The sequence below is a fragment of the Streptomyces sp. NPDC050842 genome (assembly GCF_044456565.1).
Lineage (GTDB): Bacteria > Actinomycetota > Actinomycetes > Streptomycetales > Streptomycetaceae > Streptomyces.
In genome coordinates this window covers 404,778-429,575 of sequence record NZ_JBITGA010000001.1, presented here as the reverse complement: position 1 = coordinate 429,575, position 24,798 = coordinate 404,778, and the positions used below count along the sequence as shown (strand labels likewise).

The following is a 24,798-nucleotide window of genomic DNA, read 5'->3' as shown; positions in this document are numbered from 1 at the left end:
GGACCGGGACATCGTCGTGATCCGCTCCGGCCCCTGGGCCCGCACCGGGGCTGACGGGTACCTCGACGCACGACGGGGAGACGGCGTCGACGTCGGTCAAGGGCAACGGCTTCGACCCGCAGGACTGCCTTCCTGCCCGCGTGGTGCCCGGCGCCACCGAGGTGTGGGTGCCGGCCCGGATCCAGCGGATGCCCGAAGAGGGTGGCTGCTTCTTCGGCAACGCCCTGGAACCGGTTCCGCCACCGCACTGAACGGGGCCCCGGGGATCACGGGAAGTACAGGGCGGCCTTCTCCAGTACGTGGCCCGTGAACATGCCGCCCCAGACGACCCGGCCCCGGTACATCGTGGTCCGTACGGCGGCGTCCGGGGCGGTCTCGACCGTGAGGGGGCGGCTGATCAGCGTCGTGTCGAGGATCCGGGCGTCCTGGGCCGCCCACTGGACCGCCTCGGGCCGGACGCGCGTGCTCACCAGGGCGGGGAGCACCAGGGCCGCGTTGCGGGCGCCGGGTATGCCGCCGCGCAGGCTCTTGGCGTAGCGCATGGCCCAGGCGGTGAACTCGCCCAGGGTGGCCGCATCGATCTCGGGGACGGCGGTCGCGAAGACGAACAGCTCGGCCTTCGTCCCGAACCAGCGGACCTTGCGGTCGGCGCGGCAACCGGTCACCACCGGGCGGTCGTTCCATTGCGGCAGGGTCACCGTGCAGCCGTCGGCCGTGAGCCGTCCGTGGAGCCCTGTGAGGTACGTGGCCGCCGCGTCGGCGGTCGGTTCGGTCGCATGCGGGTTCATGCGTGGATCCTCCAACACCCTTGGCAGGCAGGGGAAGAGGAGCACCAGCCACGACCCCGCGGAGCGACTAGCGTGGAGTCCGTGATCGTATGGCTGAACGGCACCCACGGGGCAGGCAAGACGACGACCAGCGCACTCCTCCAGGAGTTGGTCCCGGATTCACGGGTGTTCGACGCCGAGAAGGTCGGCGAGACGCTCATGAACATCACTCCGGGGCTGCCCGAGACGGACAACTTCCAGCACTGGCCGCCGTGGCGGCCGCTGGTCGTCGAGACCGCCCGCCGCGTACTCGACTACACCGGCGGCACCCTGGTGATGCCCATGACGGTCCTTGTCGAGGAGTACTGGCGCGAGATCAGCACGGGCCTCGCCCAACACGCCATCCCCGTCAGGCACTTCGTCCTCCACGCCGACCAGGAGACCCTCCGCGGGCGCATCGAGGGCGACGCTGTCATGGGCCCCTCCGCCTTCCGCCTCAAGTACCTCGAGCCCTACGCCGAGGCGGCCCGCACCTGGCTGCACGGAGAGGCCGAGGTCGTCGACACCACGCACCTGACGCCCGCACAGGCCGCACTGCGGATCGCGGGGGCGCTCGACGGGTGAGGCGGGTCCTAGGGACGTTCGAAGGCCTGGAGGACACCACCCAGGGAGAAGCACAGCGCACCGCACAACGTCCCCCAGTTGGCGATGCCGGTGTCGACCAGGCTCTGGGTGGTGGGCCGGGTGAAGGCGGCCAGCGCGGCGACCATGAAGAGCACCGACCCGAACTGATTCACCGCGACCACCCACCAGCCGAGGCTGCGCGAGCGGACGCAGGGCCGGGAGCGATGGCAGATCTCGACGAACGCGAGATGCCCCGACACCAGGAACAGCACGCACCCGATCACGTCCGGTGTCCAGATCAGCCGGTTGGTCTGCTGGACGGTGAGCCCCTGCAGGAAGGAATCCAGCAGGTTGACTCCGAACACGAGCGTCCCGGCGAACAGCACGAACGTGCTGAGCCAGTCGAGACGCATCGGCTCGTATCCCCACCACCGCCAGTCGACCGCAGCCAGTGGGCCGCCCCCTGGGGAGTGGCGAGGCGCGTTCAGCACCTGCAGGAGCGAGGTGTAACCCCCGACGCTGAAGAAGATCCCGCCCACCAAGTAGATCGAGGCGCTCTCGACCGGGTCGCCCGAGCCGAACTGGGCGACCCCGGCACCGAGGGCGAAGAGCAGACCGCCGAGGAAGAACGCGCCCGAGGCGACGGAGTTGAGCCGCCGAAGACGGTCGAGGGCCCCGGCATCGGCAGTCGAGGACGTGGGTACCGCGCTCCCGGGGCCGCGGACGGACAGCGTCCCCCGCTTACGCGCGAGCCGCGACTCCCACACCACCGTCTCCCCTTCGGGGCGGTGCCAGGTGAGCCGGGTGGTGAAGGGTCCCGCGCCTTCGGCGCGATGCTCAGGCGGTTCCACGGCACGAGCCTAGTTCCGGCTCCGCTGCCCCGCGGGCAGTGAAACGTGGACGTTGTCCGCCGTCCCCACCTGTCACGTGTGCGGTACGACGGCCACGGGACAGGGGGCGTGGTGGATGACGGCGTGGGTGACCGATCCGATGTGGGCGCCCCTGGCCGCCCCGCGCCGGCCGACGATCACGAGGCGGGCGTCCGACGCGGCATCGATGAGGTGCTCGGCCGCCCGTCCCGGGGCGGACACCTCCGCCACCTCCGTCGCCGGATACCTGTCCCGGAAGGGTCGCACCGCGGTGGAGAGCGCTGACGCCCGCTCGTCCTTCGTGGCCGCGTCGGGGTGGTGGACGAAGGAATGGTGCCACGTGTGCACGATCTCCAGCGGGACGCGGTGGCGTCCTGCGAAGTCGAACGCGAAGTGCAGGAGCTCGTCCTTGACGTCGTTCACATCGAGACCGAGGACGACCTTCCGGTGGCTGCTCCCCTCGGACGCGCCGGAACCGTCCTGCTCGTATCCGGGGCGAACGAGAACCACCGGACGGTCTGCTCCCGCGACGACCTCCTGTCCTACCGAACCGACGACGAAGCCGCGGACGCTGCCCAACCCATGCGAGCCCACGACGAGCAACTCCGCCTGGGAAGCAGCGGAGAGCAGCACGTTGACGGGGGCGTCCTCGACCTCGTCGGCGGTGATGGCGAGGTCCGGCTGCCGGGAACCGACACGCCGCTCGGTCGCTGCCAGGACGCCTTCCGCCTCGCCGGCACGGTCGGCGTGCGACACCTTCATCGCCCCCAGCTGATGCTCCGCCCACAGCGTGGCGTACACCAGCCGCAGGCCGTCGCCGCGCAGCGTCGCCTCGTCGGCGGCCCAGTCCACCGCCGCCACGCTTCCCTCTGAGCCGTCCACTCCCACGGTGATCGGTCGGGACATGCCGCTCTCCTCGCCTCGGGCCATCGTCGACAGCGAAGCTACCGAGGCGCTGGAGCCCTGGTGTGCATGGTCTTCGGCGACGCTGCCGAAGTGCCCCATCTGGCGGACGACGCTCTTGTCCGGTTCAGGGCACCTCTGCCCAGCCGTTGCGTATCGCGTGGGCGCCCAGCTGCATCCGGGTCCTCACTCCGGCCAGGTCCATGAGGTGGCGCAGGCGCCGGTGCAGCGTGCGCGGTGACAGACCGAGTTGTGTCGCGGCGGTCAGGTCCGTCAGGCCGGCCAGGAGCAGGGCGAGGATCCTTCGGTCGAGGTCGGTGGGGCCTTCCGCGCCGACTTCGACGGCCGGATCGGCCTCTCGGCCGGTGCCCGCCAGTTCCAGGGGGCGGGCGGTGCGCCACACCGTCTCGAAGAGTGCGTCCAAGGCGTCCAGGAGGCCACTGCGGTGCAGCAGCACGGCGCCGGGTTCTCCGGCCGCCGTGACCGCGAGCGGGACGAGTCCGAGGTCGGCGTCGGCCAGGACGAGTTTCATCGGCAGTTCGTCGGCGACACGCAGGTGCACGCCCTTGCCCAGGGAGTCGATCGCGTCGTCGATGATGCCGGGTTCCGCCAGGACGGCCCGGTCCAGTACGGCGCGGAAGTGCACGCCCCGGCCGATGGCCATGGGTTCGGCCGTGTTCTCGTCGGGCGGCAGGGCGACGAACGGCGCGGTGATGAAGGAGCGGACCTGGGTACGGGCCGCCTGCTGCACCTGGAGGAACCGGTGCCGGATGGCGTCGACGCCCGTGACGACCTCGATCAGGTCGCTGATGCTGCTCCCGGTCATCGCCGCCCGGTGCTCCTCGGCGAAGGTCACGAGGGCATGCTCGGCCATGCGCAGCCCGTCCCGCCGCTGGCTGATGAGGGCGCCGAGCGCCATGGCCGGCGGCGCGGCGGTGAACCGTCCGTCCGCCGACCTGGTCGCGAGCCCCCACTCGACGAGGCGGGACAACGCCGTGTCGACGTGGGCCTGCGACAGGGCGGCCGGGTCGGCGACGTCGGCGAGGAGGGTCGCGGTGGAGTCCGGCCGTCCGAGCAGCGCCCGGTAGACGCGCTCGTCGTCGGGATCGAGGCCAAGGACATCCAGCATCGGCGTTCGTCTCTCCTCCGCTTGCCGCAGCGGGGAGAGTATCCGCCATGGCGGCAGACCTTGAATAGTCCCTGATGGGAGCAGGTGTGAGGGGAAGGGCCCCGGGGAGTCGCCTCCCCGGGGCCCGACGGCGTAGCTCATCGCAGGCCGTACGCCCGGATGATCTCGTTCGTGACGCCGAAGCCGCTGTCCGTTCCGGCGCTCGCGCGGAGCGAGACGAAGCCGCCGGGCTCCTTGGCCGTCCTGAACGAACCCGTCCAGGTACCGTCGGCCCGCTTGGCCAGCGTCACCTTCTGCCAGCGGGCGCCGTCGTCGTACGAGACGTCCAGCGTCACCTTGGTGACGGTGCCCGGTACGGTCCCGAGGTTCATGGACACCGGCTTGAGCGCGATCTCCTGGGTCGCGCCGGCCTTGACGTCGCCGTGCAGGTCCGTCTCCAGCCGGTAGTCCAGGTTCAGTACGGAGAACGGCTCGAAGCGGTCCGAGTCGACGGTGTCGGACAGGAAGGTCCACTCGGTGTGGGTGCGCGTCGACAGCCGGAAGACGTCGCCGGGCCGCTCCACGTCGAGGACGGCGCGGTAGGGAAGGTTGCCCGCCGGCACCTCCACCCACTGCATGTCGCCGCTGTTCGGGTTGTCGTGGATCAGCGTGTCACCCTGGAAGACCTGCAGGTGGGACGGTGTCTCACCCCACGGCAGGTAGCCGCCGAGACGCATGGTGTCGCTCGCGGAGGCCCACGCCTGCACGTTCCAGGTCATGTAGTTCTGCCAGCGGGAGTTGTACACGCCGAACGACTCGCTCTGGCCGGGCCGGGTCGCCGGAGCGAACCAGTCCAGGCGGGTGGTGCTGCCCTTGGCGTACGTGTTGTCGCCGGACACCATCGACCACGGCAGCGGTCCGTCGACGCCCTGCGTGTGGAACTCCCTCCAGACCTGGCCCGGGGTCACCCACTCCGTGCGGGTGCCCGGGTGCCACTCGCGCTCGGGGAAGTTGAACGACGGGCTGAGGGTGAAGTCGGACCGGTAGCCTTCCGCGACCCGGCCGCCGGCCGCCGCGTAGTAGCGGGCGTCGATCCGGGCGAGGTCCGCCTTGCTCGGCGTGTAGACGAGGGCCCGGTCCGGCACCCTGCCGGGGTAGTCGCGGGTCAGGTCGTAGACGAAGGGCGTGTGCTCTGTCTGCTTCACGGTCAGGGTGAAGACGCCTGCCTTGGCCATCGCGACGAGGCCCTTGCCCGCGTCGCGGTGCACGGTGGCGACGGGGATGGTGGACTCGCCGACGTACTCCATCAGGCCACCGGCACGGTCGTTGACCACGATCAGCGCCTTCGCGCCGGCCGCGACCGCGGCCTCGGTGCGCTCCTGCGGCGAGACCTCGTCGCTGCGTTCGACGACGACGATCTTGCCCTTGGCCGTCACGTTCTCGTACGCGGCCGCCGCGCCGGTCCCCGCGTAGACGGCGCGCAGCGTGTCCGTGCCGGTGCCGAGTGCGCTGCCCGCCTGTACCGACGTCTCGAACGGGAGCCGGCCGCCCAGCGCGCTCAGGCCGAGCTGCGGCTCGCCCTTGCGCCAGCGGGTGATCAGCATGAACTCGCCCCGCGTCATCGCCTCCGTCGGCGAGACGTAGACATCGTCGTACGCCGGCGGCACCACGTACGCGCTGCGGTAGTCCATGTACGGGTCGAGGCCCTCGTAGTGGACGTTGAAGTCGACCTTGCGCTGGCGGTCCTCGGTGCGCTGCGGCGCCTCGGTCCGGAGCAGGCGCGCCTTGCTCGCGTCGAGGACGACGTCCGCGGAGCCGTCCTCGAGCACGGTCTCCGGGTCGACCAGCACGGCCATGCCCGAGCGGTCCGCCTTCTCGCCGGGCACGTCGACGTACGCCGCGACGGTGTACAGACCGGGCGCCATGCGCATGGTGGTCGAGCCCTCGACGTAGACGTTCCACGGCCAGGGGTCGCCGGCCAGGTTGACGCCGACCCAGCCGGCGGCGGGCTTGCCGTCCTTGCCGACGAGCGTGATGTTCAGGTCGTAGCGCTCCTCCTCCTTGAGCAGCGCCACGGACGTGCGGGTCACCGGCTGTCCCGTGGCGGCGTCGGTGGCCGTCACGTAGCCGACGTGTCGACCGGCCGAGGCGGTCCGCGGGTCACCGGTCACCGGGACGGCGGCGGTGCCGCCTGCCGGGACGGTCACCTTGTCGGCTCCCAGCGTGAACGGGCCGTCGTCGTCGGTCGGCGTCAGGTCGAGGGTGACGTCGGCGGAACCGGTGTTGGTGAAGGTCAGGTCCTTCGTGACGGCGACGTCGCCCGGCTCGTGCGGCCAGGTGTAGTTGCCGAAGAAGAGCGACCCGGTGGCCCGGAGCGTGGTGCGCACGGCGGCGGCCACGTCGAGGCGGCCGGTGCCGACCTCGTACGGCGAGTAGCCGCCGTCCAGGCCCTTCGCGGTGCTCGTCAGGTGTTCCTTGAGCTGCGCGCCGGTCCAGTCCGGGTGCTGCTGGGCCAGGATCGCCGCCGCGCCGGCCACGTGCGGGGTGGCCATCGACGTACCGCTGATGGCGCGGTAGAGGCCCTCCCCGCCGTCGGTCATCGCCTGGGAGCGGGCGGCGGTGATGTCCACGCCCGGTGCCGCGATGTCCGGCTTCATGCCTCCGGATCCGGCCAGCGGGCCGGTGCTGGAGAAGGACGCGAGCCGGTCCTCCTTGTCCGTGGCGGCCACGGTCAGCGCCGACGCCGCCGCGCCCGGGGCCGAGATGCTCTCCGGGCCGGAGTTGCCGGCGGCTATGACGAAGAGGGTGCCGTACCGCGCGGACAGCGCGTCGACCGTCTGCGACATCGGGTCGCTGCCGTCGGTCGGATAGGAGTCGCCGAGGCTCATGTTGACGACATCGGCACCGGATTCGGCGGCCCACTGCATTCCGGCCATGACCCAGGAGTCCTGGCCGTAGCCCTCCGCGCCGCCGAGGACCTTGCCGACGTACAGGTCGGCACCGGGCGCGACACCCTTGTGGTCACCACCGGAGGCGGCGCCCGAACCGACGATCGTGCCGGCCACATGCGTACCGTGCCCGTTGACGTCGGTGACGCCCTCACCCGGCACGAAGCTGGCCGTGCCGTCGACGAGGCCGGCGAAGTCGGGGTGGCCGGCGTCGATGCCGGTGTCGAGCACGGCCACCTTGACGCCCTTGCCGGTGTAGCCGGCCGCCCAGGCCTCGGGCGCGCCGATCAGCGGCACGCTCTCCTTCAGGCTGGCCTTCACGCGACCGTCGAGCCACAGTTTCGCGACTCCGGCGCCCAGTGTGTCGCTGCCCTGGGGCGCGACGGAGGTCCAGAAGGTGCGGGTCTGCCGCTTCTCGGTGCTGAGCGCGGCGCCGCGGATGCCGGTGAGCTTGCGGGTCAGCTTGCTGCCGCGGGGAGCCGTCGGCTCGGCGGCCGCGCGGGACGTCGGCTCGGCGTAGGTGGCGATCAGCGGTACGGCGGCCGCCTTCGCGTCGTCGTACCCCATCTCGATGAGGTCGGTGACGTTGAACAGCCGCCGGTCCAGCCTGTCCGTTCCCAGGAGCGGCGCCGCCTCGTCCGGGATGACGTACAAGTCGCCCTTGATCTCTTGGAGTTTCACGCCGCCGACGGCGCTGTCGGGCCGGTCGACGTCGGCGATCTGCTTGCCGTCGGCGGCCGTGGTGACCGTGACGACGTCGCCGGTGACGAGAGTGACCTGGTGGGTCGCCGAGGGCTTGGCGGGGGCGGTGGGCTTGGCGGGGGCGGCTTGTGCGGGGGCGGCTTGTGCGGGTGCCTGCAGAACGGCGAGCCCCGAGGCCAGCAGGGCCGCGGTGGCCGCCGCGATCAGCCGTCGGCGCCCACGCCGAAGGCCGGAAGGATCAGAGGGGGAGTTCATGCCATGGGTCTATCGACCGGTGAACACCGCCGTGAAGGCCTCATGACGGCAAGTCCTCGCCATGGCAGAGGCTTGTCAGCCGTGAACCGCGCGATTCCGGGCGGAACGACGCCGTACGGACGCGGGTGCCGACATGCGCCCGGGGGACGGCGGGGGTCAGATGGGAGGTATCCGACCCGCCGGACGGAGACGCCTCGGCGGGCAGACGACATGGAGGAGCCCGTCGGACCATGGCACGCGAAGAAGCGACCGGTGAGCCGCCGCGGCCGGTTCTCGTCGTCGGCGTCGCCGGGTCGGGCACGTCGACCGTGGGGCGTCTCCTCGCGGAGCGACTCGACCGCGACCCTGACGGGCGGGCGATCGTCCGGCCGGCGGACCCCTCCGGCTTGCGGGGCATCGATCTCTGGCTCGGCGAGGGAACCAGCTGCGTACAGGTGTACACGGGCGACACCCTGGCCGAACCCGGACGGCGGGGACTGAGCCCATGGAGGTACTCATGACGCCGTCCGTGGAGCCGCCCACGGCGAGCGGCATGTCCGCGCGCGAGTTCCGGTCGCTCTACGAGCGGCTCCGGAACCAGGCGGCGCCGCCGGCCGTGGACGGCCGGTGCGGCGCGCTCCGTCATCTGACGCCCGAGCGGGTGGCAGCGGCCGCCGCGGAAGTCCGCACGGGGGACACGGTGTCGCTGGCGGCTCCGATCGAGACCGTGCGAGGTCCTGACGATCCCGAGCCCGCCGTACACCGGATGACCGGGCCGAGCGCGAGCGAACTCGGCTCGGACGCGCTCCACTTCGCCACGGACCGCTTCGCCATGAACGTGCACGGCGACGCGGACAGTCATCTCGACGCCCTCTGTCATGTGGTGTTCGGCGGGGAGCTCTACGGCGGGGTGCCCGCGCGTACCGTGACCGCCGACGGCGCCCGGCGGCTCTCCGTCGACGTGCTCGAGAACGGCATCGTCGGCCGGGGGGTCCTGCTGGACGTCCCGCGGCTGCGTGGCGTGCCCTGGCTGGAGCCGGGCGACTCTGTGACCTCGGACGACCTGACGGCCGCCGAGGCCGCGCAGGGGGTCCGTGTCGGACCGGGCGACCTGCTGTTCGTCAGGGTGGGTCATCGCCTTCGGCGCACCGAACTCGGGCCGTGGGACTCGGCCGGGGCACGCGCCGGTCTCCACCCGACCGCCGTGGACTTCCTGGCCGAGCGCCACGTCGCGGCTCTGGGCGGAGACGGCAACAACGACACCGCGCCCGCCGTGGTGGACGACGTCGCCTTCCCCGTGCACGTCCTGGCCATCCATGCCATGGGGGTCCACCTCATGGACTACCTGCGGTTCGAGGACCTCGTCCCGGTCTGCGCGCGGACCGGGCGCTGGAGTTTCCTGTGCGTGGTCGCCCCTCTGCGGCTGACCGGAGCCACGGGATCGCCCGTGAACCCCATAGCGGTGCTGTGAACCGTACGCGTGCCAGCTTGCCCGCCCTCCGGTCGCCCTCCACGAGGAGGGCGGCTACGTTCGAAGGAGGTGGGCCGCCGGACCCTCGCCCAGCGGGGCGCCAGGTGCCTGACACCAGGTCGGGGCCATGATTCCAAGGACGGTGGTCGCCATGGGCGACGCCCCTCACTACGACGTCGTCATCATCGGCACCGGCGCCGGCGGAGGCACTCTCGCCCATCGGCTCGCCCCGTCCGGCAAGCGCGTCCTCCTTGTCGAACGCGGCGGCTACCTTCCGCGGGAGCGGGACAACTGGGACTCGACGGCCGTGTTCGTCAGGGGCAAGTACCGTGCGCCGGAGTTCTGGCTGGACAAGAACGGCGACGAGTTCCCGCCCGAGGTCAATTACTACGTCGGTGGCAACACCAAGTTCTACGGGGCCGCCCTCTTCCGGCTGCGTCCGGAGGACTTCGGCGAGATCCGGCATCACGGCGGAATGTCCCCGGCCTGGCCGATCCGGTACGAGGATCTGGAGCCGTACTACACGCAGGCCGAGCACCTCTACCTCGTCCACGGACGGCACGGCGAGGATCCCGGCGAAGGCCCGGTGAGCGCGCAGTACGCCCGTCCGCCGGTGGAGCACGAGCCGCGCATCCAGCAGCTGAGCGACGACCTCGAGAGGCGCGGCCTGCACCCGTTCCACCTGCCGATCGGCGTCGATCTGACCCAGGAGGACGGGGGGCGGGCCGCCCACTCCAGCGTCTGCATCCGATGCGACCGCGTCGACGGCTTTCCGTGCCTGGTGCGAGGGAAGTCCGACGCCGAGGTGATCTGTGTGGGTCCGGCCCTGGAACACCCCAACGTCGAGATGGTCACGCACACCCAGGTGGTCCGTCTGGAGACCGACGCCCGGGGGCACAGCGTCAGCGCGGTCGTCGGCCGGCTGGCGGACGGCTCGGAGGTCCGGTACACGGCGGACGTGGTCGTCGTCTCGTGCGGGGCGGTGAACTCCGCCGCGCTGCTGCTGGCCTCGGCGAACGAACACCATCCCCGTGGCCTCGCCAACAGCTCGGACGTGGTCGGCCGGTTCTACATGCGGCACAACAACCTCGCCCTGATGGCGGTGTCGAAGGAACCCAATGACACCCGGTTCCAGAAGACCCTCGCCCTCAACGACTGGTACTTCGGCGCGGACGACTGGGACTTCCCGTTGGGCGGCATCCAGATGCTGGGCAAGTCGGACGCCGAACAGATCCACGGCGAGGCCCCCCGATGGGCCGGTGCGGTGACACCCGACATGCCGTTCGAGGTGCTGGCGCACCACGCCGTCGACTTCTGGCTGTGCGGTGAGGATCTCCCCCTGCCGGACAACCGGGTCACTCTCGACGGCGACGCCCGCATCCGTCTCGCCCTCGACGAGAAGAACAACGTCGAAGGCCTGAGGCGGTTGCGGCACAAGCTGCAGGGCATGCTCGGCCACCTCGGCATGCACGAGCACCACCTGCTGTCCCGCAGCATCTACCTGCACAAGGGCATGCCGATCGGTGCGACGGCGCACCAGGCGGGCACCGTCCGATTCGGCACCGACCCCGCCACCTCCGCACTCGACGTCGACTGCAAGGCCCACGACCTCGACAACCTGTACGTGGTCGACACGAGCTTCTTCCCGAGCATCGGCGCGGTCAACCCGTCCTTGACGGCCATCGCCAACGCCCTCCGGGTCGGGGACCACCTCGTGGCCCGGCTGGGTTGAGCACGGCGCCCGTCCGCTGGTCCGTCCGGAGGAAGATGCTGGGCTCAACGGCGCAACGACGATTCGGAGGAGAGGCCGACCGCCTCATCGGGTGATTGCGTGAGACGCCCGGCCGCGCCGGTCCCGGGCTCGGCGCGACCGCGCAGCGAGGAGGCAGGGAATGGATTCCACTGTGGGGGCACCGCGGAGCGTGATCCCGGAGCGCTTGCTGCACGGCCAGAAGGCGCTGGTCACCGGCGCCAATTCGGGCATCGGCAAGGCCACGGCCATCGGTCTGGGCCGCGCGGGCGCCGACGTGGTCGTGAACTACGTGGCGGGCCGGGAGGCCGCCGAAGAGGTGGTCCGGGAGATCGCCTCGTTCGGGGTGCGCGCCGCGGCGTACGAGGCCGACGTGTCCCAGGAGGACCAGGTCGTCGCCATGACGACGCGGATGGTCGAGGAGTTCGGCACCATCGACGTCCTCGTGGCCAACGCGGGACTGCAGCGGGACGCGCGGCTCACGGACATGACCCTCGCGCAGTGGCAGAAGGTCATCGACGTCAATCTCACCGGTCAGTTCCTGTGCGCCCGGGAGGCGGCCAAGGAGTTCCGGCGCAGGGGCGTGGTCCCCGAGGTCTCCCGCTCCGCCGGGAAGATCATCTGCATGAGCTCGGTGCACCAGCTCATCCCCTGGTCGGGGCACGTCAACTACGCGTCCTCCAAGGGCGGGGTGCAGATGATGATGCGGACCCTGGCGCAGGAGCTGGCGCCGGAGAAGATCCGGGTGAACGCGATCGCCCCGGGGGCGATCAGGACGCCGATCAACCGCGCTGCCTGGGAGACGCCCGAGGCGCGGGAGGACCTCCTGCGGCTCATCCCGTACGACCGGATCGGCGACCCCGAGGACATCGCCCATGCCGTCGTCGCACTCGCCTCCGACCTCATGGACTACGTGGTGGGGACCACCCTGTACGTCGACGGCGGCATGACGCTCTTCCCGGGCTTCGCCACGGGCGGCTGACCGTCTCCCGGCCTGTCACGTCCACGAACAGCGAAGGCTTGCATGTCCACCTCGCTCCACCTGCTGGCGGATGCCCCGGCCCAACTCCTGCCGGCCCGGGAACTCATGGCCTTCACGCTGGCCTCCCACATCATCCTGGTACCCCTGGGCGTCGCCTTCCCCTTCATCACCCTGGTCATGCACTACCGCGGGCTGCGCCGCGCGGACCCCACGGCCCTGCTCCTGGCGCGGCGCTGGTCGGCCGTCATGGCGGTGCAGTTCGCGCTCGGCATCGTCACGGGCACGGTGCTGTCGTTCGAGTTCGGTCTGCTCTGGCCCGGCCTGATGGGGCGGTGGGGTGATGTCTTCGGCATCGGATTCGGCGTCGAGGCCTGGGCCTTCTTCCTGGAGGCCGTGCTCATCGCGATCTACCTGTACGGCTGGCGGCGGCTGAAGCCGCGGACGCACTTCCTCCTCGGACTGCCCCTGCCGTTCGCCGCGCTGCTCGGAGCGTTCGGCATCCTGGCCGCCAATTCCTGGATGAACACGCCGCAGGGATTCTCGCTCGACTCCGCGGGCAACCCGGTCGACGTGAACGTCTGGAAGGCGATCTTCACGCCAATGTTCGGACCGCAGTACTGGCACTTCGTCGTGGCGATGATCATCACGGCGGGCTTCATGGTGGCCGGGGTCTATGCCGTCGGCTGGCTGCGCGGCCGCCGGGACCACTACCACCGGCTCGGTTTCACCGTCCCCTTCACCATCGCCGCCGTCGCCACCCCGGTGCAGTTCGTCCTCGGCGACGCCATCGCCCGGTCGGTGTTCCACAAGCAGCCGGTGAAGTTCGCCGCGATGGAGATCGTCTGGAAGACCGACACCCGGGTACCGGAGTACCTCTTCGGGAGGCTCCACGAGGACGGCACCGTCTCGGGCGGCATCAAGATCCCGCTCCTCGACTCGGTCCTGGCCGGGTTCAGTCCGAACACCGAAGTGGTGGGACTGACCTCCGTCCCCGCGGACCAGCGCCCCACCGCGACCCAGGCGACCATCGCCCACTGGGCCTTCGACATCATGGTCCTGATCGGATCCGCGATGGTCCTGCTCGCCCTCTGGTACGGGTTCGTCTGGTTGCGGCACCGCCGACCGCCCGCCTCGGCGTGGTTCTACCGCTCGGCGGCCTGTGCGGGCGTGGCGTCCGTGGTGGCCGTCGAGTGCGGCTGGATCGCCACCGAGGTGGGACGCCAGCCCTGGATCGTGTACGAGAACACGCGGGTCGCCGAGGCGGTGACGTCGACCCGCGCCGGCACCCTGTGGATCATGCTCGGCGTGGTCATGGTGGTGTACGTCCTCCTGTTCGGTACGTTCCTCCGCGTCCTGCTGTCGATGCGGACGCGCTGGCGGCTCGCGGACGAACAGGGTGCGGCGGGTGGTGCGGCACCGGAGCCCGAGGCCGACACCCCCTACGGACCACGGGCCGCGCAGGACGCCTCCGCGAACGGTCGCGCGGGGAACGGTCGCCCGTGACCGCCGACCTCATCGCCGTCGTGCTGCTCCTCGCCGTGACCGCGTACGCCTGCGCCGGCGGCACGGACTACGGGGCCGGCTTCTGGGACCTGACCGCCGGAGGGACGGAACGCGGGCGGCGCCCCCGGTGGCTCATCGACCACGCCATGGCTCCGGTGTGGGAAGTGAACAACGTCTGGCTCGTCTTCGTCCTCGTCGTCATGTGGACCGGCTTCCCCACCCTCTTCCAGACCGTGTTCTCCGCGATGTGGCTGCCGCTGGCCCTGGCGGTGGTGGGCATGGTCCTGCGTGGCGCCGGTTTCGCCTTCCGCAAGCCCACCCGGCGGCTCGCCGGACGACGCCTGTTCGGTGCCGTGTTCGCCGTGGCCTCGCTCGTGACGCCGTTCTTCCTCGGAGCCGCCGTCGGAGGCGTCGCGTCGGGACGCGTCACGCCCGGTACGACGGCCTCGGCCGACGCCTGGATCAACCCCACCTCCCTCGTGTTCGGACTGGTGGCGATCGCGACCACGGCGTTCCTCGGCGCGGTGTTCCTCACCGGTGACGCCCGCAGATTCGAGGCGCCCGATCTCGTCGGCTACTTCAGGCGGCGGGCGCTGGGCAGTCTCGGCGTGCTGACCGTCCTGGCCGTGGTCACCGGGTTCGTCACCCATGAGGACTCCCCTTACGTGTGGCACGGACTCACCCACGGCCTGGGACTGCTCTTCGTCGCCCTCGCCGGAGTGGCCGCACTCGCGACCGGCCGGCTGCTCCCGCGTACACCGGGCATGTGGCTGCGCCTCTCGGCGGTCATCGTCGTCGCGTCCGCGGTCCTCGCCTGGGGCATGGCCCAGCGCCCCTACCTGCTGCCCACCTCGCTGACCGTCGCCGACGCCGCCGGCGCGCCCGCCACCCTCACGTGGCTGGCGTTCGTGACCCTCGTGGCCCTGGTGCTCGTCGTACCGGCCGTCGTCTTCCTCTACCGGCTCGACGCCCGCGGCGAGCTGGAGGAGCTCACCGACGCCGACCTACGAGCAGAAAGGAAACCGCGGTGACCGACGACGAGATCCTTCTCGGACTCGCCCTGACGGTGGTGCTCGCCACCGGCTCGCAGATCCTCGCGAGCAAACTGCGTGTGCCGGCCCTGATCATCCTGCTGCCCGTCGGGTTCGCCGCCGGCGCGATCACGGACGTCATCCACCCGGAGAACCTGCTGGGCCCGGACTTCTCCGCCATGGTGTCGCTGGCCGTCGCGGTGATCCTCTACGACGCCGGTCTCGGACTCGACCTGCGCAAGCTGGCCCACCACACCCGGGGGATCGTGGGCAGGCTGCTCGTGTACGGCGTGCTGCTCACCTTCCTCGTCACCGGGATGGTGGCACCGGCGATGTTCGACATGCCCCTGCGCGTGGCCGCGATGCTCGGCATGATCCTCGTCGTCTCCGGGCCCACGGTCGTGGGGCCGATCCTCGACTTCGTACGGCCGAGCGACAAGGTGCGGCGCATCCTGATCTGGGAAGGGACGCTGACCGACCCGATCGGCGCCATCCTCGGCGCCCTCACCTTCCACGCGGTCGCCTCGTCCCATCAGATCGACATCGGCCGGGGCTACCAGCTGGGGCAGTTCATGCTCAGCCTCGCCTTCGGGCTGGCGGGCGGGATCGTGGCAACCGCTCTGCTCTGGTTCACCCTGCGCACCCTGCGGCTCGGCGAGACCCTGGGCACCCTCGCCCAGCTCGCCGTGGTGATCGGCGTATCCGCGGGCTGCGACATCGTGCGGGACGACACGGGGCTCATCGCCGCGATCGTGGCGGGCCTCGCCGTCTCCAACATCCGCGGCTTCGACATGCCCGCGCGCCGCCCGTTCCTGGAGACCCTGGTCCAGCTGATCATCGGGCTGCTGTTCGTCTCCATCTCCTCCACCGTCACCCCGGCGTCCCTGGTGCCGGTGCTCCTCCCCTCGCTCGGCCTGATCGCGATCCTCGTCCTGGTGGTCCGCCCGATCGTGGCCTTCGGCGCCGCGGCACGCACGGACCTCTCACGCGGCGAGCGCGCCTTCGTCGGATGGATGGACCCACGCGGCATCGTCGCGGCGGCGACGGCGTCGGCCTTCTCCGCCGGCCTGGTGCAACGGGGCGTGCCCGGCGCGGCGAAGGTCCTCCCCGTCACCTTCCTGGTGATCGTGGGAACCGTGCTGCTCTACGCGCTGACGGCGGCGCCGGTGGCCAGACGACTGGGGGTCGTCAAGGCGGAGGGCACCCGCGTCCTCCTGGTGGGCGGTGAACCGTGGGTGGTCGACCTGGGCAGCGCCCTGCGGTCCGCGGGCCTCGACGTACTGATGTGGGCGGGACTCGACGAGGAACGGGAACGGATCAAGCGGGCGGGCCTCGAACTGGCGAAGGGCGATCTGCTGGCCACGGCCATCAACCCCGGGGCCCGTCTGGAGGGCGTGACGGCCGTCTTCCTGGCCACGGAAGACGACGACTTCAACGCGCTCGCCTCGATCGTGATGCAGGACAACGTCGAGGGCCCCGTCTACCGGGTGGGGCCGCCGCACGACAGCCACGGCGTGGTCGCTCCGTACACCGGCGGCGACATCCTCTTCGGACGCTCCCTGGTCCGCCACGTCCTCGCGGAGCGGTACGGGCGGGGAGCCCGGTTCACGGTGCGGCCGGCCACCGCCCCGCTGCCCCCGGAGTACGACACGCTGTTCGTGGTACGGGCGGACCAACGGCTGGACCCCGTCACGGAGCGACGGAAGACCGTGCCTCAGAAGGGTGACACCGTCGTCCTCCTCGGGCCCGCGCCCACCGCCGCACCGCGCTGAGACTCTCGCGGCCCGCCTACCGTCCGGCGCGCCGCGTGTCCTGGAGCATCGAGTCCAGGGTGATCGCGGCGTCGATCAGTGCCAGATGCGTGAAGGCCTGGGGGAAGTTGCCCAACTGTCGTCCCGTCAGGTCGATCTCCTCGGAGTACAACCCCAGGTGGTTGGCGTACGTGAGCATCTTCTCCAGCACCAGCCTGGCCATGTCGGTGCGTCCGGCCCGGGCCAGGGCGTCGACGTACATGAACGTGCACAGGGAGAAGGTTCCCTCGGAGCCGCGCAGGCCGTCCGGGGATGCCTCGGGGTTGTAGCGGTAGACGAGGCTGTCGCTGACCAGCTCACGCTCCATCGCGTCCAGAGTGGACTTCCAGAGAGGGTCGTCGGGCATGATGAAGCCGACCGTCGACATGCGCAGCAGCGACGAGTCGAGCACGTCATCGCCGTAGTGCTGCACGAAGGCCCGCTTTCCCGGGTCCCAACCACGGTCGAACACCTGCGCGTAGATCTCGTCCCGCGCCTCGACCCAGCGTCCGCCGGCCGCGGGACGGCCGTCGTCGTAGCCGATCCGCAGGGCGCGGTCGAAGGCCACCCAGGACATGACGCGACCGTAGGTGAAGTCCTTCCGGCCCCCGCGCGTCTCCCAGAGCCCTTCGTCGGGCTGATCCCAGTGGTCCGCCAACCAGTCGATCAGGGTGTGCAGGGCCTTCCAGCCGTTGTGGTCGAGATGCATGCCGTGCTGGTGCGTGAAGTAGATGCTGTCGAGCGCCTCACCGTAGATGTCCAGCTGGAGCTGGCTCGCCGCTCCGTTGCCGATGCGGACCGGGGCGGAACCGCGGTATCCCTCCCAGTGGTCGAGGGTCTCCTCGACCAGGTCGGCGGAGCCGTCGACCCGGTACATGATGTTCAGCGGCCCCGAACCGTTGTCCTGGCCTGCCTCCTGCTTCACCCGGTCGTGCAGCCAGTTGATGAACGCGGACGCCTCTTCCTTGAATCCCAGGCCCAGCAGGGCGTACACCGAGAAGGAGGCGTCACGGATCCAGGTGAACCGGTAGTCCCAGTTGCGCTCCCCGCCCAGCTGCTCGGGGAGGCCCGCCGTGGGCGCGGCGACCAGGGCGCCGGTCGGCGCGTACGTCATGAGTTTCAGCGTCACGGCGGAACGTTCCACCGCCTCCCGCCACCGGCCGGAGTACGTGGACTGCCCCAGCCAGGAGCGCCAGAAGCCGACGGTCTCGTCGAAGAGGCGCTCGAACTCCTCCAGGCCGATCTCGCGCGGAGGCCCGTCGGGGGCCGATTCCATGACCAGGCCGCGCTGCTGACCCGCCCGCAGGCTCAAGGTGAACTGCAGGTCGTCGTTCTCTCCCCGGCGGATGCGCAGCAGCCGCTCGTCCTGCGGCTCACGAACGGGGTGGACGGCGAAGGCCAGGTCGTCCGAGGTGAACAGGGCGCCGTACTCGGAGACGTGCAGTTCGTGCGGCTTCCGGCCGTAGTCGAAGCGCGGAGCGAACTCCCCTTCGAACGTCATGCTGCCGCGTACGCAGCGGAGCATGCGGACGAGACGGTGCCGGTCCGTCGCGGTGGTCCCGGTCACCGGCATGAAGTCGACGACCTCCCCCGCCCCGGCCTCCGTCATGAAGCGCGTCACCAGAACGGCCGTGTCCGGGTGGTAGAGCTGTTTGGTCGTGTACGTGTCCGCAACCGGCCGCACGGTGAAGTGGCCGCCCTTGCGCCGGTCGAGCAGAGCGCCGAAGACGCTGGGCGAATCGAACCGGGGGCAGCAGAACCAGTCGATCGTCGCATCGGTCGTCACGAGCGCCGCGGTCTGCAGATCGCCGATCAGACCGTGGTCCTCGATCAGGGGATAGTCCTCCATCGCGGGCCCCTTTCAGCCCCGGTCGACCGCATTCGGGGCATCAGCGCGCCCGGGGTGCGGTGGACCGGACTGCACCCGATCAGCTTAGGCCGACGGTGTCGCTCCGTCCTGGCGAGAGCGTGACACGGGGTGACGGCGAGGTCGCTGTGCGCGCGTCCGGGAATCGCCCTACCGTGAGGTGGAGGAGATCCTTCGCGAAGGGGGCGTGGCATGGGTGTCAGGCCGTCCTGGGCGGCCAGGTTCAGGTGGCGGCAGTACGTCAAGGCCAGCCTGTGGATCGTGCCGATGCTCGGTCTCGTCCTCGGCGCGCTTCTCGCCGAGGCCGCCCTGGCCGCCGACAGCGCGGACTGGCCGCCGAGCGGCTGGCACTACTCCGCCACGACCGCGAGCGGTGTGCTCACCGCCATCGTGGGCGCGATGGTGGCGCTGCTCGGGTTCGTCGTCACCATCGGCGTGCTGGTGGTGCAACAGGCCACGGGAACCCTCTCTCCCCGGTACATGCGCCTGTGGTACCGGGACCGGCTGCAGAAGGCGGTCCTGGCGACCTTCACCGGGACGTTCGCCTTCGCCTTCTCCCTGCTGAGGAGCGTCGAATCCTCGTCGGTCCCCGATCTCGGGGTCACCCTGGCCGGTGCGGCGGTGGCCGTCAGTCTGGTCCTGCTGCTCGTCTACCTCAACCGGTTCACCCACCGCCTCCGACCGGTGGCCATCGCGGAGTTGGTCGCCCACCTGGGAGAAACCGTCTTCACCGAAGGCGCCGCGGCGATCCGGGGCGCCGCGCCCCGCGAGGGCGGACCCGTACCGTCGGACGGTCCGGTGATGCGCATCCGTACCGAGCGCGGCGGCGTCATCCAGGCCTTCGACGTGCCCGGTCTGGTCGCGGAGGCGGGCCGCCACGACTGCGTCCTCGTCGTGACGCGGCTGATCGGAGACTTCGTACCGCCCGGCACCGTCCTGGTGGAGGTCCATGGCGGCACGTCCAGACCCGACCCGCGGCGGGTGACCGGTTCCGTGGCCCTCGGGGCCGAGCGCACGATCGAACAGGATCCCGCCTTCGCGCTGAGAGTCCTCGTCGACATCGCGATCAGGGCCCTCTCCCCCGCGGTGAACGACCCCACGACCGCCGTGCAGGTCATCAACTACATCGAGTGGTTCCTGCACACGGTCGGCGGCACGCGGCTCCCCGGACGTTACGTCCTGGCCGATCGCGGCGGGGACGCCCGGCTCGTGCTCCCGGGCCGGGACTGGGACGACTACCTCCAGCTCGCCGTCTGCGAGATCCGTGACTACGGCAGTTCGTCCGTGCAGATCTGCCGGAGGCTCCGGGCCATGCTCGACGGTCTGCTCGACACCCTGCCGCCACCGCAGCACTCCGCCCTGCGCACAGAGCTGCGCCTCCTCCAGGAGTCGATCGAGCGGGAGTTCACCGACCCGGCCCGCCGGGCCATCGCGGAGCAGGCCGACCACCAGGGCATCGGCGGGCGGTGACTCCTCACGGCTCGTGCGCGATCGGCGGCAGCGCGGTGAGCAAGGTGCGGATCTCGTCGGCCTCCGGGACGGCGAGGGCGGTGTAGAGGTCGAGGGCCTGTCGGGCGTGGTCGTGGGCGAGGTCGACGCGGCCGAGGTCGCGGTGGACGTGCGCCAGGCCGTCATGGGCGCGGGCCTGCTCGGGGCGGTAGCCGCACTCGCGGGCGAGGGTCAGCGCGTTGTCGTGTTCGGCCGCGGCCTGGGCGAGGTCGCCCATGGACCGGGAGGCCTCCGCGAGGGCGTTGAGCGACTCGGCCTCGTCTCCGGGGAAGTCGAACCTGCGGCTCAGCTCCAGGGCCTGGTCGTGATGGCGCCGGGCCTCGTCGTAGCGGCCTTGCCGTTGGTACAGCAGCCCGATGTTGTTCAGCACGACGGTCTCGCCGATGCGGGACCCCGTCTCGCGGTGCACGTGCAGCGCCTGCCGATGGTGCTCGTGGGCGTCCTCGTACCGCCCTCGGCGTTCGTGGAGGATGCCGAGGTCGGTCAGGCATCTGGCTTCACCACCGCGGTCGCCGAGCTCGCGGAAGAGCACGAGGGACTGCGCGCAGTGGTCGTGGGCCTGGTCGTACGCTCGCAGTCGCGTGGACAAGGTGCCGAGGTTCTGCAGTGCGCGGGCCTCGGCGCCCTGGTCGCCGCTTCGACGCGCGAGGCCCAGGGCGTTCCGGTAGTGCTCGTCCGCTTTCTCGTAGGCGCCGTGCCACCAGTAGTACACCTCGCCGAGATCGAGGAGCGTGCGCGCTTCGGCGGCCGTGTCGCCGCTCCGGCGGGCGGCGCGCAGTGCCAGGCCGTGGAGGGCCAGCGCGTCGGCCTGGTGGGCGTGGCCGAGCAGATAGCGGTGCAAGGTGGCGGCCAGTTGGCTGGTGGTGTGCGGGAGCCAGTCGAGCTCGGCCGCGTACTGGCCGGCCGCCATGAGGTTCGCGCGTTCGCCGTCCAGCCAGGTGATCGCCTCGGCCTCGTCCTGCGGCGGGTAGGACGGGGTGTGCGGCGCGGGGATGCGCGGCCTGCGGTTCCTGCCCTGGGGATAGAGGTGGTCGATGGCCGTGCTCGCGGTGTGGAGATAGTGGTGGAACAGTCGGCCGAGGGCCTCGCGCTGGGCGTCGAGGGGGTCCTGGGCGGCCGCGGTGGCGAGGGCGTGTTCGCGCAGCAGGTCGTGGAAGGTGTAGCGGCCGAGTTGATGCTGGGTCAGGACGTGGGCGTCCAGGAGATCTTCCAGGAGAGTCTCGGCCTCGTCGAGCGAGAGGTCGGCCAGCGCGGCTGCCGCCTCGGCGCTGATGTCACGGCCCGGCTGGAGCCCCAGGAGCCGGAACATGCGTTGCTGATCCGGGGTCAGCTGCTCGTAGGACAGAGTGAACGCCGCTGCCACCCCGCGCTCCGAGGTGGCCAGCTCCGAGAGTCTGCGGCGCTGGTCGCGGAGCCGGTCGGCCAGGTAGGCGACGGTCCAGCGGGGGCGATGGTGCAGGCGGGCGGCGGCGATACGGACGGCCAGCGGCAGGAATCCGCACAGCTGCAGGACGTCGAGGACCGCCAGGGGTTCGGCATCCGCCCGTTCGCCGACGATCGCCGTGAACAACTCCACGGCGTCCGCGGCGGGCAGAACGTCCAGGGACAGGGCGTGCGCCCCGTCCAGGTCGGTCAGCCGTCGGCGGCTGGTGATCAGGACGAGGGTGCGGGAGGATCCGGGCAGCAACTGGCGTACCTGGTCGGCGCCGAGGGCGTTGTCCAGCACGGCCAGCACGCGACGGCCGGAGAGTTCGGACCGCCACAGCGCGGCGCGATCGGTCACGGACGCGGGTATCTGCTGTGCGGGCACGCCGAGTTGACCCAGGAGGATCTCCAGCGCGGTGCCGGCGTCGAGCGGCGCCTGACCGGCGGTGTGCGCCTGCAGGTCGACGAAGAGCTGTCCGTCCGGGAAGTGGTCGGCGAGGCGGTGCCCCGCGTGGACCGCGAGCGTCGTCTTGCCGACCCCGGCCATCCCGTCGATGGCCGAAATCGTCACGACGCCACCGCTGTTGCCCGACCAGAGGCGGATCAGCCCGTCGAGCTCACCTTCGCGTCCGGTGAAGTCCGGGACGTCGTACGGCAGGAAGTTGATCCCCTGCGGCTTCGCCGGTGCGGTGACCACCGGCGGCCGCAGATCGGGGGCGTCCCGCAGGATGTCCTCTTCGAGCTTGGCGAACGCGTGGCCGGGGTCCAGTCCCTGCTCTTCGGCCAGGGTCGACCGGAAGGTTCGTGCCGCGTGCAGCGCGTCGGTCTGGCGTCCGGCGCGGTGCAGGGCGAGCATCAGCTGGCAGCGGAGCCGTTCCCGCAAGGGGTTGGCCGCCGCGTGGACGGACAGTTCGTCGATGAGGTCGTCGTGCCGCCCCCGGGCCAGTTCCACCTCGGCCAGGCGCTCGACGGCGGTCAGCAGCTGCCCGTTCAGCCGTGCTCTGGCGCTCTGGACGTAGTGGGCGGTGATGTCGGCCAGCGGCTCTCCGCGCCACAGCGCCAGTGCGGTACGGATCTGGTCCGCGGTGTCCTCGGGGTCGTCGGAGACGGCCGGCGCCTTGGCGAGCAGGCTGGTGAACTCGTCCAGGTCGAGTTGTCCCGGGGCGGGGGTGATCACGTATCCGGCCGGCCGCGTGGCCAGCATCCCGTCGGCTTCCGAAGCGCGCAGCATCCGTCGGATCGCGGCGATCGTGGTCTGGATCTGCGCGCGGGCGGAGTCCGGCGGCAGCGGCCCCCACATCGCGTCGATCAGGCGATCCGTACTGATCGCGACCCCGGCGTGCAGCAACAGATAGGCGAGCACCGCGCGATGGCGGGGTGCCAGACCGGGCGCGTCCGAACCGGGAGCCACGGCTTCCACCGGGCCGAGGATCGTGAACCGCATGCCGTCACTCCAGGGGTCGCCATCGCGTGCATCGAAGAAGCATCGGGAATGTATCAAGATCAACCGCCATGGTTACCGGCATGCAAGCACTCCACAGCGTCGAACCGGAGACAGCGACCGGTGAGACCGCAGCCCTGTTCACTGCCACGCACCAGGCCCTGGGGGTCGTCCCCAACCTGGCCAGGGTGATGGCCAACAGCCCGACCGTACTGAAGGGGTACGTGGGCGTCGTCACCACCCTGAACGGGGAGGGAACCCTGTCGGCACAGGTCCGCGAGAGCGTCGCGTTGCTGGTGGCGCAGGAGAACAGGTCCGACTACTGCCTGTCCGTGCATGCGTTCCGCGGGACGAAAGTAGCCGGGCTGAGTACGGCCGAGGCCATCCGCGCACGGCGGGGCGAGGCCGACGACCCCTGGGCCGCGGCTGTCCTGGACCTGGCCGCCGTACTGGTCCGTGACCGCGGAGCCGTTACGGACGAGCAGCTGGCCGCGGCCCGGGGCGCCGGCCTGTCCGACGGGCAGATCGTCGAGGTCGTCGCCCATGTCGCTCTCAACGTGTTCACCGACTACCTCGCCACGGCGGCCCGTGTCGACATCGACTGGCCGCTCGTGCGTCACAGCGACTGACGCCGCCCGCGCGCCACCCCGACGTACGACCGCCCCGACCGATCCGACCCGACCGCCCCACCCCGCCTCGTCCCACCCCGCCTCGCCTCGCCTCGCCTCGCCTCGCCTCGACCAGGAAAGCCATCACTGTGCCCACATCAGTACACGTCCATCCGCTCCAGCACGTTTCGGCCGCCGACGCCCTCGCGTGGCATCAGGTCGTCGTGGCCGCGACGGCCCACGACCTGCCCGGAGTGCCGGCCCCCGACCCCGGACAGATCCACGCCCAGCTCACCCGGCCCGCTCTGGGCAGCCACCGGCTGACCTGGCTGGCCACCGGTGTGGACGGCGCCCCGGCCGGAGTCGCCGGCCTGCGGGTGTTCACCTCCCCCGGCCAGGAGCACCTGGCCGAACTGGAACTCCACGTCCACCCCGCGCACCGCCGCCTGGGAACCGGCTCCCTCCTGCTGTCGGCGGCCGTGGCGGCCTGCCGCACCGAGAACCGGCGCAGCCTGGTCGTCACCGCCGAGGCCGACGGTCCGGGCGAAGCGTTCGGCGAACGGTGGGGATTCCGCCGCGCGCTCACCTTGGATCACCTCTTGCTGCACCTCGTAGGGGACGACGAGACGGACCGGTCCGACCTGCTCCGGATCGCCGCTGCCGAGCACCCCGGCTACCGGCTGACCGGCTGGACCGGAACGGTTCCCGACAGCCTCGCCGCGGCCTTCGCCGCGGCCAAGAACGCGATGAACGACATGCCCGTCGGAGACCTGGACTACGGCAGTGTGGCGTGGGACCCGGACCGCGTGCGCGCCATGGCGGCGGTGGTAGCCGACCGCGGGGACACACTGCTGACCGTCGCCGCCGTCCACGACGACGGCACCATGGCCGGCTACACCGAGATCCTGATCCCCCAGGGAGCGGCGCCGCGGGTCCAGCAGTACGACACGGCGGTCGTGCCCGAACACCGGGGTCACGGGCTGGGGTTGTGGGTCAAGGCCGCGATGGTGCGCCGGCTGCGCGCCGAGCACCCCGGCGTCGTCGAGATCGAGACGGACAACGCCGACGACAACGTCCACATGCTGGCGGTCAACCATCGCCTGGGGTTCCGCTCCTACCGGCGCACGCGCGAGTTCCAGCTCGACGTGTCCGCGACTCACTTTGCGAAGGTGCTCGGGGCCGGTGGCACCGGCGTCCATCGAAGGTCACAGCCGGCCAGACCATGATCCTGCCGACGGGGTCGCCTCCGTTCCCGGCACCGAGGGC

General features: G+C 71.0%; 18 protein-coding genes. 11 read left to right on the top strand and 7 right to left on the bottom strand.

Going from position 1 to position 24,798, the window contains the following annotated elements; all coding sequences use genetic code 11:
• Positions 1–266: 266 nt before the first annotated feature.
• Positions 267–788, bottom strand: a complete 522-nt coding sequence (locus tag ACIBG6_RS02020) for a hypothetical protein (RefSeq protein WP_399220530.1) — start codon at positions 786–788, stop codon at positions 267–269.
• Positions 789–869: 81 nt separating this feature from the next.
• Between ACIBG6_RS02020 and ACIBG6_RS02015 the strand changes: the two genes are divergently transcribed.
• Positions 870–1,391 carry an AAA family ATPase gene (locus tag ACIBG6_RS02015; RefSeq protein WP_399220529.1) on the top strand — a complete coding sequence of 174 codons (522 nt, stop codon included), beginning with the start codon at positions 870–872 and terminating at the stop codon, positions 1,389–1,391.
• 8 nt (positions 1,392–1,399) lie between these two features.
• On the opposite strand, the gene ACIBG6_RS02010 is transcribed toward ACIBG6_RS02015, so the two are convergent.
• From ACIBG6_RS02010 to ACIBG6_RS01995, 4 genes are all read right to left on the bottom strand, one after another.
• Complete coding sequence (locus ACIBG6_RS02010) at positions 1,400–2,242, bottom strand: hypothetical protein (RefSeq protein ID WP_399220528.1); 843 nt, start codon at positions 2,240–2,242, stop codon at positions 1,400–1,402.
• A gap of 72 nt (positions 2,243–2,314) precedes the next feature.
• Positions 2,315–3,166 carry a universal stress protein gene (locus ACIBG6_RS02005; RefSeq protein ID WP_399220527.1) on the bottom strand — a complete coding sequence of 284 codons (852 nt, stop codon included), beginning with the start codon at positions 3,164–3,166 and terminating at the stop codon, positions 2,315–2,317.
• 124 nt (positions 3,167–3,290) lie between these two features.
• Positions 3,291–4,292, bottom strand: a complete 1,002-nt coding sequence (locus ACIBG6_RS02000; protein WP_399220526.1) for a transcriptional regulator TrmB — start codon at positions 4,290–4,292, stop codon at positions 3,291–3,293.
• 137 nt (positions 4,293–4,429) lie between these two features.
• Positions 4,430–8,176, bottom strand: coding sequence for a S8 family peptidase (locus ACIBG6_RS01995; protein ID WP_399220525.1), 3,747 nt, complete (start codon positions 8,174–8,176; stop codon positions 4,430–4,432).
• 230 nt (positions 8,177–8,406) lie between these two features.
• Here ACIBG6_RS01995 and ACIBG6_RS01990 point away from each other — a divergent pair, with 230 nt between their 5' ends.
• The 7 genes from ACIBG6_RS01990 (at position 8,407) to ACIBG6_RS01960 (ending at position 16,664) form a co-directional block, all read left to right on the top strand.
• Positions 8,407–8,676 carry a hypothetical protein gene (locus tag ACIBG6_RS01990; protein WP_399220524.1) on the top strand — a complete coding sequence of 90 codons (270 nt, stop codon included), beginning with the start codon at positions 8,407–8,409 and terminating at the stop codon, positions 8,674–8,676.
• Positions 8,677–8,708: 32 nt separating this feature from the next.
• On the top strand, positions 8,709–9,626 hold the full coding sequence (locus ACIBG6_RS01985) for a cyclase family protein (RefSeq protein ID WP_399221156.1): 918 nt from the start codon (positions 8,709–8,711) through the stop codon (positions 9,624–9,626).
• Between the two features lie 151 nt (positions 9,627–9,777).
• Complete coding sequence (locus ACIBG6_RS01980) at positions 9,778–11,358, top strand: GMC oxidoreductase (protein ID WP_399220523.1); 1,581 nt, start codon at positions 9,778–9,780, stop codon at positions 11,356–11,358.
• Positions 11,359–11,518: 160 nt separating this feature from the next.
• Positions 11,519–12,358: an SDR family oxidoreductase gene (locus tag ACIBG6_RS01975; protein WP_399220522.1), complete on the top strand. Its 840-nt coding sequence runs from the start codon at positions 11,519–11,521 to the stop codon at positions 12,356–12,358.
• A gap of 42 nt (positions 12,359–12,400) precedes the next feature.
• Entirely contained in the window at positions 12,401–13,861 is a 1,461-nt protein-coding gene (locus ACIBG6_RS01970; protein ID WP_399220520.1) for a cytochrome ubiquinol oxidase subunit I, read from the top strand.
• A complete protein-coding gene (locus ACIBG6_RS01965) occupies positions 13,858–14,892 on the top strand; it encodes a cytochrome d ubiquinol oxidase subunit II (RefSeq protein WP_399220519.1) in 1,035 nt (344 codons plus the stop codon). The genes ACIBG6_RS01970 and ACIBG6_RS01965 overlap by 4 nt, the downstream gene beginning before the upstream one ends.
• On the top strand, positions 14,889–16,664 hold the full coding sequence (locus ACIBG6_RS01960; protein ID WP_399220518.1) for a cation:proton antiporter: 1,776 nt from the start codon (positions 14,889–14,891) through the stop codon (positions 16,662–16,664). The genes ACIBG6_RS01965 and ACIBG6_RS01960 overlap by 4 nt, the downstream gene beginning before the upstream one ends.
• Positions 16,665–16,680: 16 nt before the next feature.
• Here the strand turns inward: ACIBG6_RS01960 and ACIBG6_RS01955 are convergent, their stop codons facing one another.
• Complete coding sequence (locus ACIBG6_RS01955) at positions 16,681–18,531, bottom strand: glycoside hydrolase family 15 protein (RefSeq protein ID WP_399220517.1); 1,851 nt, start codon at positions 18,529–18,531, stop codon at positions 16,681–16,683.
• A 210-nt stretch (positions 18,532–18,741) separates the two neighbouring features.
• Here ACIBG6_RS01955 and ACIBG6_RS01950 point away from each other — a divergent pair, with 210 nt between their 5' ends.
• Positions 18,742–20,019 (top strand): DUF2254 domain-containing protein, encoded by a 1,278-nt coding sequence (locus ACIBG6_RS01950; RefSeq protein ID WP_399220516.1) that lies wholly within the window; start codon positions 18,742–18,744, stop codon positions 20,017–20,019.
• Positions 20,020–20,023: 4 nt separating this feature from the next.
• On the opposite strand, the gene ACIBG6_RS01945 is transcribed toward ACIBG6_RS01950, so the two are convergent.
• Positions 20,024–22,927, bottom strand: coding sequence for an AfsR/SARP family transcriptional regulator (locus tag ACIBG6_RS01945; protein ID WP_399220515.1), 2,904 nt, complete (start codon positions 22,925–22,927; stop codon positions 20,024–20,026).
• An 80-nt stretch (positions 22,928–23,007) separates the two neighbouring features.
• On the opposite strand from ACIBG6_RS01945, the gene ACIBG6_RS01940 reads away from it, so the two are divergent.
• Positions 23,008–23,553, top strand: a complete 546-nt coding sequence (locus ACIBG6_RS01940; RefSeq protein ID WP_399220514.1) for a carboxymuconolactone decarboxylase family protein — start codon at positions 23,008–23,010, stop codon at positions 23,551–23,553.
• A 128-nt stretch (positions 23,554–23,681) separates the two neighbouring features.
• Positions 23,682–24,758, top strand: coding sequence for a GNAT family N-acetyltransferase (locus tag ACIBG6_RS01935; RefSeq protein WP_399220513.1), 1,077 nt, complete (start codon positions 23,682–23,684; stop codon positions 24,756–24,758).
• Positions 24,759–24,798: the final 40 nt, after the last annotated feature.

Bases quoted from the DNA above. Each gene is read 5' to 3' on its own strand.
- ACIBG6_RS01940 (WP_399220514.1), top strand. From the start codon at position 23,008: ATGCAAGCACTCCACAGCGTCGAACCGGAGACAGCGACCGGTGAGACC.
- ACIBG6_RS01975 (WP_399220522.1), top strand. From the start codon at position 11,519: ATGGATTCCACTGTGGGGGCACCGCGGAGCGTGATCCCGGAGCGCTTG.
- ACIBG6_RS01995 (WP_399220525.1), bottom strand. From the start codon at position 8,176: ATGAACTCCCCCTCTGATCCTTCCGGCCTTCGGCGTGGGCGCCGACGG.
- ACIBG6_RS01970 (WP_399220520.1), top strand. From the start codon at position 12,401: ATGTCCACCTCGCTCCACCTGCTGGCGGATGCCCCGGCCCAACTCCTG.
- ACIBG6_RS01950 (WP_399220516.1), top strand. From the start codon at position 18,742: ATGGGTGTCAGGCCGTCCTGGGCGGCCAGGTTCAGGTGGCGGCAGTAC.
- ACIBG6_RS01985 (WP_399221156.1), top strand. From the start codon at position 8,709: ATGTCCGCGCGCGAGTTCCGGTCGCTCTACGAGCGGCTCCGGAACCAG.
- ACIBG6_RS01990 (WP_399220524.1), top strand. From the start codon at position 8,407: ATGGCACGCGAAGAAGCGACCGGTGAGCCGCCGCGGCCGGTTCTCGTC.
- ACIBG6_RS02005 (WP_399220527.1), bottom strand. From the start codon at position 3,166: ATGTCCCGACCGATCACCGTGGGAGTGGACGGCTCAGAGGGAAGCGTG.
- ACIBG6_RS02000 (WP_399220526.1), bottom strand. From the start codon at position 4,292: ATGCTGGATGTCCTTGGCCTCGATCCCGACGACGAGCGCGTCTACCGG.
- ACIBG6_RS01980 (WP_399220523.1), top strand. From the start codon at position 9,778: ATGGGCGACGCCCCTCACTACGACGTCGTCATCATCGGCACCGGCGCC.
- ACIBG6_RS01945 (WP_399220515.1), bottom strand. From the start codon at position 22,927: ATGCGGTTCACGATCCTCGGCCCGGTGGAAGCCGTGGCTCCCGGTTCG.
- ACIBG6_RS01955 (WP_399220517.1), bottom strand. From the start codon at position 18,531: ATGGAGGACTATCCCCTGATCGAGGACCACGGTCTGATCGGCGATCTG.
- ACIBG6_RS02020 (WP_399220530.1), bottom strand. From the start codon at position 788: ATGAACCCGCATGCGACCGAACCGACCGCCGACGCGGCGGCCACGTAC.